Below are 11,010 nucleotides of genomic sequence, written 5' to 3' on the forward strand. Positions count from 1 at the left end.
GCAGCTTGGCGATGGCACCCTGGTGAACCCCTCGACCGAAGTACCCAAGATCGCGCACATTGCGGGCCTGCCGCCTGTCGTGGCCGCAGCGGCGGGGTCTGCGATCTCTGGCGTGATTGGAACGGACGGCAGCGTCTGGATCTGGGGCAAAGGCACCAACCTGGGCGGCACCGACAAAACTACCGCCCCCGTGCGGGTGATGCAGGCCAACGGGGCGGCGTTCGATGCGGGCCGGGTGGGGGACGCCACCGGCACCTTCTCCGGCGGGCAGACCGGCCCCCTGAGCAATGTGACGGTGGATGTGGGCGCCACGGTCTCGACACTGCACCGCGGCAAGACGGGCCGCGTCTACGTGGCAGCGCTGGCGGGATCGACCGTGCTGTTCCTGGGCCCCAATGGCTGGGCGCCCTACACCGGCGGAGCCTTTCCTGCCTACTTGTCGGGTGCGCTGCCGCGCACGGTCCCTGTGCGCATTGCCTCGGGCCTGAACTTCAGCGGGCTGGAGGGTGTGCAGCTGGTGGTGGGTTACGGTGTGGGTGACGATGCCACGGCCGCAGCGGAGATGGTCCGTGCGGGCCGCTACCAGGTCGTCCATACGCTGAACTGACCCCCTTGAGCCGGTGCGGGTGTCGGCGCGGGGCGCGGCAACCGCCCGGGAGCATGGCCCGCATGCCCTGCCCCTGGGTGCGCAGGGGCAGGGCGCTTCTGCGAGAATCGGGGCCATGAACGCGCTCAACGTGGCTGAATACACGCACACCCTCGGATCCCAGGCCAAGGCCGCCTCCGCCCTCATGGCGCGCGCGCCTGCGGCCGTCAAGAACAAGGCCCTGCGGTCCCTGGCGCGCCTGCTGCGCGAGCACACCGCCGCACTGCAGGTGGACAACGCCCGCGACCTGGAGCGCGCCCGCGCCGCGGGCCTGGCCGAACCCCTGGTCGACCGCCTCAAACTCACGCCCAAGGTGCTCGACACCTGCGCCGAAGGCTGCGAACAGCTGGCCGCCATGGCCGACGTGATCGGCGAGATCATCGGCATGAAGCAGCAGCCCAGCGGCATCCGCGTGGGCCAGATGCGCGTGCCCATCGGCGTGTTCGGCATGATCTACGAGAGCCGTCCCAACGTGACCATCGAGGCCGCCAGCCTCTCCATCAAGAGCGGCAACGCCTGCATCCTGCGCGGCGGCTCGGAAGCCATCGATTCCAACAAGGCGCTGGCGCGCCTGGTGCAGCTGGCGCTGGCCGAGGCCGGCCTGCCGCAGGACGCGGTGCAGCTGGTGCAGACCACCGACCGCGAGGCCGTGGGCCAGCTCATCACCATGCCGCAGTTCGTGGACGTGATCATCCCGCGCGGTGGCAAGGGCCTGATCGAGCGCATCAGCCGCGATGCGAAGGTGCCCGTCATCAAGCACCTGGACGGCAATTGCCACACCTACGTGGACGACCCCTGCGACGTGGCCATGGCCGTCAAGGTGGCCGACAACGCCAAGACGCAGAAATACAGCCCCTGCAATGCCAGCGAAGGCCTGCTGGTCGCGCGCGGCGTGGCGCCCGAGTTCCTGCCGTTGATTGGCGCTGTGTACGCCGCCAAGGGTGTGGAGATGCGCGTCTGCCCCGAGAGCCGCACCCTGCTGGCCTCGGTGGCCGGCGCCAAGCTGGTCGATGCCACCGAGCAGGACTGGTCCGAGGAGTACCTGGCGCCGATCATCAGCATCAAGGTGGTGGAGGGTGTGGACGAAGCGATCGCGCACATCAACCACTATTCGTCGCACCATACCGACGCCATCCTGACCACTAATCACGTCCACGCCCAGCGCTTCCTGCGCGAGGTGGACTCGGCCAGTGTGATGGTCAACACCAGCACCCGCTTTGCCGATGGCTTCGAGTTCGGACTGGGTGCCGAGATCGGCATCAGCACCGACAAGTTCCATGCCCGTGGTCCCGTGGGCATCGAAGGCCTGACTTCGCTCAAGTACGTTGTACTGGGCGAGGGCGAGGTGCGCAGTTGATGCTCGGCTTTGACTGCCGCTTGCGGCAGCTGGCTTGACGCGCCTGTCGCCTGTACCCATCATCCTCCCGTGAAAATCATCATCCTGGGTGCCGGCCGTGTCGGCCACAGCGTGGCCGAGAGCCTGGTGTCGGAACGCAACGACATCACCGTCATCGATACCGACGCCGAGCGCCTGCGTGACCTGGAGTCGCGCTTTGACCTGCGTGGCGTGGTGGGCAACGGCATCGACCCGGCCGTGCTGGCCGAGGCCGGCGCGCACGACACCGACCTGCTGATCGCCTGTGCCGCGCAGGACGAGACCAACCTGGTGTGCTGCAAGATCGCGCAGATCGTGTTCAACATCCCCACGCGCATCGCGCGCGTGCGCTCCTCGGGGTTCGACAACGACGAGCGGCTGGTGGGCCCCGAAGGCTTTGCGGTGGACCGCATCATCTGCCCCGAAGAATCGCTCACCCGCTACATCGGCAAGCTCATCGAGTACCCCGAGGCCATGCAGGTGCGCGAGTTCGCGGGCGGTCGGGCCTGCCTGGCCTCGGTGCGCGCGCGGACCGGGGCTCCCATGGTGGGCCACACCATTGCCGAACTGCGTGCCGGCGCACCCGACGTGGCGGTGCGCATTGTGGCCATCTACCGGCGCTTTCCCGACGAGCCCGACCGCTTCGTGGCCTGCGACGGCAACACGCGCATCGAGCCGGGTGACGAGGTGTTCGTGCTCGCAGCCAGCGAGCACATCGCGTACGTGCTCGCCGCATTGCACCGGCGCGGGGCGACGGCCGTGCAGTCCGTGCGCCGCATCATGATCGCCGGCGGCGGGCGCGTGGGCCTGCGCCTGGCGCGCCAGCTGGCGAAACAGGCCGGGCGCTTTCGCGTGAAAATTGTCGAAGGCGACATGCCGCGCTGCACCGAGCTGGCGTCCCTGCTGCCTTCGGACACGCTGGTGCTGCAGGGCGACGCCACCGATGAGGACCTGCTGGGCGACGAGAACATCGAAGAGATTGACCTCTTCCTGGCGCTCACCGACGATGACGAAAACAACATCATGTCCTGCCTGCTGGCCAAGCGCATGGGTGCGCGCCGGGTACTGGCGCTGATCAACCGGCGCAGCTATGCCGACCTGATGCATGGCACGCAGATCGACATTGCGCTGTCGCCCGCGCAGGCCATGCTCGGCGAGTTGCTGGCCTATGTGCGCCAAGGCGATGTGCAGGCCGTGCACAGCCTGCGCCGGGGTGTGGCCGAGGCGCTGGAGATCGTCGCGCGTGGCGACCGCAAGAGCTCGCGCGTGGTGGGCCGCATGGTCGGCGAACTGCAGTTGCCCGGCGAGGTGCACATGGGCCTCATCGTGCGCGGCCTGCCCGATTCGCCCGGTGTCTCGCCCGAGGACCTGCGCGAGCCCCAGGTCATCATCCCGCGCAGCTCCACGGTGATCGAGAGCAACGACCACGTGGTGTTCTTCCTGCCACACAAGCGATTGGTGCGCGAGGTGGAAAAGCTGTTCCGTGTGAGCGCCACCTTTTTCTGACGCGCCATGGTGGACCTGTTTCCCGTCCTGCGCGTGCTGGGCATCCTGGCCATGATCTTCTCGCTGACCATGGGGCTGCCGCTGGCGGTCTCGCTGTGGATGCGCGATGGCATCTGGCAGGTGTACCCACAGGCCATGGGCGCCACCTTCATGGCCGGTGCCTGGCTCTGGTGGCGCCTGCGCCACTTTCGCCATGAGCTGCAGCCGCGCCACGGGGTCATGCTGGTGTCGCTGGTCTGGATGCTGCTGCCACTGGCCGCAGCCCTGCCGCTGATGCTGGCGGGGCACTATATCGGGCGCCCCATGTCGTTCACGCACGCCTATTTCGAGGCCGTGTCGGGCCTGACCACGAGCGGCTCCACGGTGCTCAGCGGGCTCGACACGCTGCCGGTGTCGGTCAACGTGTGGCGCACCTTCCTGCAGTGGGTGGGGGGCATGGGCATCCTGATCCTGGCGGTGGCCGTGCTGCCCCTGCTGGGCGTAGGCGGCAGCCAGCTTTTCAAGGCCGAGGCCGCCGGCCCGCTCAAGGATGCCAAGCTCACGCCGCGCATGACCGGCACGGCCAAGGGCCTGTGGGGGGTGTATGCGCTGTTCTCCGTGTCCTGCGGTCTGGCCTACTGGCTCGCCGGCATGGCGCCGCTGGACGCGCTGATGCACATGTTCACCACGGTGAGCCTGGGCGGCCTGTCTTCTTACGATGCCAGCTTCGGGCACTTCCAGTCGCCGCTGCTCGAAGCCATCTGCATCTTTTTCATGCTGGTTGCCAGCTGCAACTTTGCGCTGTACTTCGTGGCCTTTCGCAAGGGGCACTGGCGCGGCTTCTGGGCAGATCCGGAGCTGCGTGCCACGCTGTTCGCGCTGATCGGCGGCGGGCTGGTGGTGTCACTGCTGCTCTGGGCCAAGGGGGTGTACGCGCCGCTCGATGCCCTGCGCCATGGCATGTTCAACACCATCTCGCTGGCCACCACCACCGGCTACGCCACGGTGGACTACCTGGCCTGGCCGGTGTTCGCGCCCGTGTCCATGCTGCTGCTGTCGGGTGTGGCCACCAGCGCCGGCTCGACCGGCGGCGGGATCAAGATGGTGCGCATGCTGATCCTGGTCAAGCAGGCGCGCCGCGAGATGAACCGTTTGGTGCACCCGCGTGCCGTGCAGCCGGTGTGCCTGGGCGGCGGCGTGGTGGACAACCGCGTGATCTTCTCCGTGCTGGCCTTCATGCTGGTGTACGGTGGCACGGTCTTCGGGCTGAGCATGCTGCTGCTGCTGACCGACCTGGACCCGGTGACCGCGTTTTCGGCGGTGCTGGCCAGTGTCAACTGCGCGGGGCCGGGTCTGGGCGGCGTGGGGCCGGCAGGGAATTTTGCGGTGCTCACCGACTTCCAGATCTGGGTCTGCACTTTTGCCATGCTGCTCGGGCGGCTGGAGATCCTGAGCTTTCTGGCGCTGCTCACTCCCTCGTTCTGGCGGCGCTGAAAGAAAGCGGCCCCGGGCTTGCGAAGAACCGGTCACGCCCCAACCCTACAATGGATTGCAATCGTTACCGTCTCCTCTGAGGGCTCCCCATGGTTCCGCATCTCATCACGGCCCTCACCGGGCCGATCAACGAACTCGAGCAGCGTGTGCTCGACTCCATGCCCGCCATCGAGCGCTGGTTCCGGCTGGAGTGGATGGAGCACACCCCGCCGTTCTACACCTCGGTGGACATCCGCAATGCCGGCTTCAAGCTGGCCCCGGTCGATACCAACCTGTTTCCCGGCGGCTGGAACAACCTGACCAAGGAGATGCTGCCACTGGCCGTGCAGGCGGCCATGGCCGCCATCGAGAAGATCTGCCCCGAGGCGCGCAACCTGCTGATCATTCCCGAGAACCACACGCGCAACACCTTCTATCTGTCGAACGTGGTGCAGCTGCAGCGCATCTTCAACATGGCCGGCCTCAACGTGCGCGTGGGTTCCATCAGCCCCGAGATCAAGAAGCCCACCTTGATCGAGCTGCCCAATGGCGACACGGTGACCCTGGAGCCGGTGGTGCGCACCAAGCGCCGCCTGGGGCTCAAGGACTTCGACCCCTGCACCATCCTGCTCAACAACGACCTCACGGCCGGTGCGCCAGGCATCCTGGAAGACATCCACGAGCAGTACCTGCTGCCTCCGCTGCATGCTGGCTGGAGCGTGCGCAAGAAGAGCACCCACTTCAAGAACTACGAAGAGGTGGCCAAGCGCTTTGGCAAGATGCTGGGCATCGACCCCTGGCTGGTGAACCCCATGTTCAGCCAGTGCGGGGACGTGGACTTCTCCGAGGGTGCCGGCATGGAGAACCTGCAGACCCATGTGGATGCGCTGCTGACCAAGGTGCGCCGCAAGTACAAGGAATACGGCATCAACGAAAAGCCCTTCGTGATCGTCAAGGCCAACAACGGCACCTACGGCATGGGCATCATGACCGTGCGCGACGCCAAGGAGCTGGACGCGATCAACCGCAAGACGCGCAACAAGATGGCGGTCATCAAGGACGGCCAGGTGGTCAACGACGTGATCATCCAGGAAGGCGTGCTCACCCAGGAGCGGGTGAACGATGCCGTGGCCGAGCCCGTGGTCTACATGATGGACCGCTACGTGGTCGGCGGTTTCTACCGCATGCATGCCGAGCGCGGCATCGACGAGAACCTGAACGCGCCGGGCGCGAGCTTCGTGCCCCTGGCCTTCGAGCACAGCACGCACATGCCCCAGCCGGGCATGCGCCCCGGGGTGAGCGCGCCGAACCGCTTTTACATGTACGGCGTGGTCGCGCGTTTGGCGATGCTGGCGGCCAGTTACGAGCTGGAAGCCACCAACCCCGATGCCGAGGTCTACGACTGATACGGCTTTGCCTTCAACCGGCTAGCGTCGTTGAGGAGCCTTGCCGTGCTACAGCACTGTCTGCGTCTCCCCGCCTGGCTATCCGGCTGAATGCAAAACCGTATGGGGTCAGCTCTCTAAAGAAAGAACTGGAAAGAGGCTTGAGGGCCGCCTGCCACGTCTGCCGCAGGCGCGCCAGAGGGAAGTTGCTGCGCTGCAACATGCCCCGGGCTGGTGCGCCGCTGCACCAGCGCAGGAGCACAATAGCGTTCCCAAAAGTAACGGAACCCCGGCAGCCACGTGTGCCGGGCGCGGTCAGTGCAAAGCTCCAAATCCTCGCTCGCAGCGCTCACGCTGGGCGCCATCGGTGTTGTCTACGGTGATATCGGCACCAGCGTGCTGTATGCGCTCAAGGAGGTGTTCGGGTCCGGCCATGTGCCCTTTACCCAGGACAACATTTACGGCATCCTGTCCATCCTCTTCTGGACCCTGACGGTCATCGTCTCCCTGAAGTACGTGGTGCTGGTGCTGCGCGCCGACAACAATGGCGAAGGCGGGCTGATCGCCATGCTGGCCCTGGCCTCCCAAGCCGTGAAGGACAAACCCCGCCTGCGCAGGGTGCTGCTCGGCGTGGGTATCTTCGGCACCTCGCTGTTCTATGGCGACGGGGTCATCACCCCCGCCATCTCGGTGCTGTCGGCGGTCGAGGGCCTGGAAGTGGTCTCGCCGCACTTCAAGCAGTACGTGATTCCGCTGACCCTGGTGGTGCTGTTCTGCCTGTTCATGGTGCAAAAGCGGGGCACGAGCGGCATCGGCAAGTTCTTCGGGCCGATCACGCTGGTCTGGTTTGCCACCCTGGCGGTCCTGGGCGTGTCCCACATCGTCACCCACCCCGAGATCCTGTGGGCCATGAGCCCGCACTATGCCTTGGGCTTCATGTTCGCGAACCCGGGCACCAGCTTCATCATCCTGGGCGCCGTGGTGCTGTGCGTGACCGGGGCCGAGGCCCTGTACGCCGACCTGGGGCACTTCGGCAAGCGCCCCATCCGCCTGGCCTGGTTCGGCGTGGCCATGCCGGCGCTCACGCTCAACTACTTCGGTCAGGGCGCGCTGCTGCTGGCCCAGCCCGAGGCGGTGAAGAACCCATTCTTCATGATGGCGCCCGACTGGGCGCTGTTGCCCCTGGTGGTGCTGGCGACCCTGGCCACCGTGATCGCCTCGCAGGCGCTGATCACCGGCGCCTTCAGCGTGACCAAGCAGGCCATCCAGCTCGGCTACCTGCCGCGCCTGAATATCCAGCACACCAGCGTGCGTGACACGGGGCAGATCTACATCCCGCTGGTGAACTGGGGCCTGTTCGTGGCCATCGTGCTGGCCGTGGTGATGTTCCGCTCGTCGAGCAACCTGGCTGCGGCCTACGGCATCGCCGTGACGCTGGACATGCTGATCACCACCACGCTGACCTTCTTCGTGATCCGCTATGGCTGGGGTTACCCGTTGGCGCTGTGCGTTGCTGCCACGGGCTGCTTCTTCGTGGTGGACCTGGCCTTCTTCGCCTCCAACCTGCTCAAGCTGTTCGCGGGCGGCTGGTTCCCGCTGATGATCGGCGGCATCGTCTTCACGCTGATGATGACCTGGAAGGAAGGGCGCCATCTGGTCAACGACAAGCTGCGCGCCGATGCCATCGACCTCAAGGATTTCCTGGAGTCGGTGTTCATCAGTCCGCCCACGCGCGTGGAAGGCACGGCCGTGTTTCTCACCGCCGAGACGGGCGTCGTGCCCAATGCGCTGCTGCACAACCTCAAGCACAACAAGGTACTGCACGAGCAGAACCTGTTCGTGACGGTCAAGAGCCATGAGGTGCCCTGGATTGGCATGGACAAGCGCCTGCAGGTGGATGCCCTGGGCCACGATTGCTGGCAGGTGGTGGTGCACTACGGCTTCAAGAACGACCCCGACCTGCCCCGTGCCCTGGAGCAACTGCGTGGCCGCGGCTGCGGCATGGAGCCCATGACCACGAGCTATTTCCTCTCGCGCGACACCGTCGTCCCCACCATCGGCAGCGGCATGGCCCCCTGGCGCGAGAAGCTCTTTGCCCAGATGCACCACAACGCCAGCGGTGCGGCGGACTTCCTGCACCTGCCCAACAACGCTGTCGTGGAGCTCGGGTCGAAGATCGAGATCTGACGCTTCATTTTTTGGGGGCAAGCGCGGACCTGCCATGCACCACACCGGTGCAATGCCAGAATCCAGCCCATGCAATTCTTCAAAGACCTGAGCCTGTCGGCCTTCACGGCGGGCTTCGTCGCTGTGCTGGTGGGCTTCACGAGTTCGGTGGCCATCGTGTTCCAGGCCGCGCAGGCCTTCCACGCAACGCCTGGGCAGGTCACCTCATGGATGTGGGCGCTGGGGCTGGGCATGGGCCTGTGCTCCCTGGTGCCCTCACTGGTGCTGCGCATGCCGGTCATGATCGCGTGGTCCACGCCTGGCGCTGCCGTGCTGGCTACGGCAGGGCTGGCCGGTGGCTTCAGCATGGGCGAGGCCATCGGCGCCTTCATGGTCAGCGCCGCGCTGATCACGCTGTGCGGCGTCACCGGCTGGTTCGAGCGCATCATGAACCGCATCCCTATGGAGATCGCGGCCGGGCTGCTGGCCGGCGTGCTGGCGCGTTTCGGCATCCAGGCCTTCACTGCGGCGCAGACGGCGCTGCCCCTGGTGCTGCTGATGCTGGCCACCTACCTGCTGGGCCGGCGCCTGCTGCCGCGCTATGCCGTGGTCCTCACGCTGGCTGTGGGCATTTCCTGGGTGGCCTTGCGCGGGCAGATGGCCTGGTCCGCCGTGCACCTTTCGCTGGCCGCGCCGGTGTGGACCACGCCAGAATTCAGTCTGGCCGCCACCGTGAGCCTGGCCATCCCGTTGTTCGTGGTGACCATGGCCTCGCAGAACCTGCCGGGCGTGGCGGTCATCCGTGCATCGGGCTACCCGCTGCCGATCTCGCGCCTGCTCACACTCACAGGGCTGGGCACATTGGTGCTCGCGCCGTTTGGTGCCTTTGCCCTGAATTTCAGCGCCATCACCGCGGCCATGTGCATGGGCCCCGAGGCGCATGAAGACCGCGCACGCCGCTATACGGCCGCCGTGTCCTGTGGCGCCCTCTATGTGGTGATCGGGCTGTTCGGCGCGGTCATCACGGGCTTGCTTACCGCGTTCCCTTCCGAACTGGTGGTGGCCATCGCCGGGCTCGCCCTGCTGGGCACCATCGGCAATGGGCTGGCGACGGCGTTGCGCGAAGAGGGGCACCGCGAAGCGGCGCTCATCACCTTCCTGGTCACGCTCAGCGGCGTGGTGGTGGCGGGTGTCGGCTCGGCCTTCTGGGGCGTGGTCGCAGGCAGCCTTGCGCTATTTGTGCAACAGTACGGGCGTTCGCGCGCCCAAGGCGGCTGACGGCTTCCTCTTATATGGGGCCCGTCCCCGCCCTGGGGACGCACGCCCTCTTCACACCCATCCACCACCCGCCCATGCAAATCCTCTTCATCGCCGACCCGCTGGCCAGTTTCAAAATCTACAAGGACACCACCTTCGCCATGATGCGCGAGGCCCAGCGCCGGGGCCACACCATCACGGTGTGCGGCCCGCAGGACGTGAGCTGGGTGCGCGGCGGCAAGGTGACGGCGCGGGTGCGCGACATCGTGCTCACCGGCCACCCGCAAGACTGGTACACCGAGCAGCCCGTGCGCAGCGCGGTGCTGGCCGACTTCGGCGCGGTGCTGATGCGCAAGGACCCACCGTTCGACAGCGAATACTTCTACGCCACCCACATGCTGGAGCAGGCCGAGCGCGATGGCGCGCGCGTGTTCAACAAACCCCGGGCGCTGCGCGACCACCCCGAGAAGCTGGCGATCATGGAGTTTCCGCAGTTCATCGGCCCCACACTGGTCACGCGCGACCCGGCAGACATCCGCAGCTTCCATGCCGAGCACAAGGACATCATCCTCAAGCCCCTGGACGGCATGGGCGGCATGGGCATCTTCCGCGTGGGGCCGGACGGCCTGAACCTGGGCAGCATCATCGAGACGCTGAACAAGGACGGCCGCGAGAGCGTGATGGTGCAGAAATTCCTGCCGCAGATCTCCGAAGGTGACAAGCGCGTGCTGGTCATCGGCGGCAAGCCCGTGCCGTTCTGCCTGGCGCGCATTCCCCAGGGCACCGAAGTCCGTGGCAACCTGGCGGCCGGCGGCAAAGGCGTGGCCCGCCCCCTTTCCGAGCGCGACTGGAAGATCGGCAACGCCCTGGGCCCCATCCTGCAGGAGCGCGGCCTGCTGCTGGCCGGCGTGGACGTGATCGGTGACTGCGTCACCGAGATCAACGTCACCAGCCCTACCTGCTTCCAGGAGATCTTCGACCAGACCGGCTGCGACGTGGCGGCGCTGTTCATCGATGCGCTGGAGGCGGTGCTGGCTGCCTTGCCTGCGCGATAAGTGGCCAACTTTGCCGGCAGCCCAAAAACTCATGCTATAGTCGAGGGCTTCGCTACCAAGACCTCTGTTCTTCAGGAGTCGGTCGGTTGAAGGTACTGCCCAGGCAGTGCTTTCAGCGGTTTGGGTAGACCGAAGCGAACTTTGCAAAAAGTTGGGGTCTTTGAGAAA

At 66.3% G+C, this 11,010-nt stretch carries 7 protein-coding genes; all 7 read left to right on the forward strand.

Going from position 1 to position 11,010, the window contains the following annotated elements; genetic code table 11:
• The first annotated feature begins 722 nt into the window (after window positions 1-722).
• Window positions 723-2,003: a glutamate-5-semialdehyde dehydrogenase gene (locus tag ASE28_RS14965; protein WP_057205286.1), complete on the forward strand. Its 1,281-nt coding sequence runs from the start codon at window positions 723-725 to the stop codon at window positions 2,001-2,003.
• Window positions 2,004-2,072: 69 nt separating this feature from the next.
• Window positions 2,073-3,527 carry a Trk system potassium transporter TrkA gene (trkA, locus tag ASE28_RS14970; protein WP_057267252.1) on the forward strand — a complete coding sequence of 485 codons (1,455 nt, stop codon included), beginning with the start codon at window positions 2,073-2,075 and terminating at the stop codon, window positions 3,525-3,527.
• Window positions 3,528-3,533: 6 nt separating this feature from the next.
• Window positions 3,534-5,000: a TrkH family potassium uptake protein gene (locus tag ASE28_RS14975; protein ID WP_057267253.1), complete on the forward strand. Its 1,467-nt coding sequence runs from the start codon at window positions 3,534-3,536 to the stop codon at window positions 4,998-5,000.
• Window positions 5,001-5,089: 89 nt separating this feature from the next.
• On the forward strand, window positions 5,090-6,385 hold the full coding sequence (gene gshA / locus ASE28_RS14980) for a glutamate--cysteine ligase (protein WP_057205271.1): 1,296 nt from the start codon (window positions 5,090-5,092) through the stop codon (window positions 6,383-6,385).
• A 297-nt stretch (window positions 6,386-6,682) separates the two neighbouring features.
• The gene (locus tag ASE28_RS14985; RefSeq protein WP_057267254.1) at window positions 6,683-8,551 is read left to right on the forward strand and encodes a potassium transporter Kup; all 1,869 of its coding nucleotides are present in this window, start codon (window positions 6,683-6,685) and stop codon (window positions 8,549-8,551) included.
• Window positions 8,552-8,620: 69 nt separating this feature from the next.
• Window positions 8,621-9,808: a benzoate/H(+) symporter BenE family transporter gene (locus ASE28_RS14990; RefSeq protein WP_057267255.1), complete on the forward strand. Its 1,188-nt coding sequence runs from the start codon at window positions 8,621-8,623 to the stop codon at window positions 9,806-9,808.
• A 74-nt stretch (window positions 9,809-9,882) separates the two neighbouring features.
• Entirely contained in the window at window positions 9,883-10,842 is a 960-nt protein-coding gene (gene gshB, locus ASE28_RS14995; protein ID WP_057205282.1) for a glutathione synthase, read from the forward strand.
• Window positions 10,843-11,010 lie beyond the last annotated feature (168 nt).

Origin of the sequence: Acidovorax sp. Root219 (genome assembly GCF_001428665.1) — a bacterium.
Lineage (GTDB): Bacteria > Pseudomonadota > Gammaproteobacteria > Burkholderiales > Burkholderiaceae_C > Acidovorax.

What these genes read in the sequence shown, in the direction of transcription:
- ASE28_RS14990 (WP_057267255.1), top strand. Translation starts at nt 8,621, where the DNA reads ATGCAATTCTTCAAAGACCTGAGCCTGTCGGCCTTCACGGCGGGCTTC.
- ASE28_RS14975 (WP_057267253.1), top strand. Translation starts at nt 3,534, where the DNA reads ATGGTGGACCTGTTTCCCGTCCTGCGCGTGCTGGGCATCCTGGCCATG.
- ASE28_RS14965 (WP_057205286.1), top strand. Translation starts at nt 723, where the DNA reads ATGAACGCGCTCAACGTGGCTGAATACACGCACACCCTCGGATCCCAG.
- gshB (WP_057205282.1), top strand. Translation starts at nt 9,883, where the DNA reads ATGCAAATCCTCTTCATCGCCGACCCGCTGGCCAGTTTCAAAATCTAC.
- gshA (WP_057205271.1), top strand. Translation starts at nt 5,090, where the DNA reads ATGGTTCCGCATCTCATCACGGCCCTCACCGGGCCGATCAACGAACTC.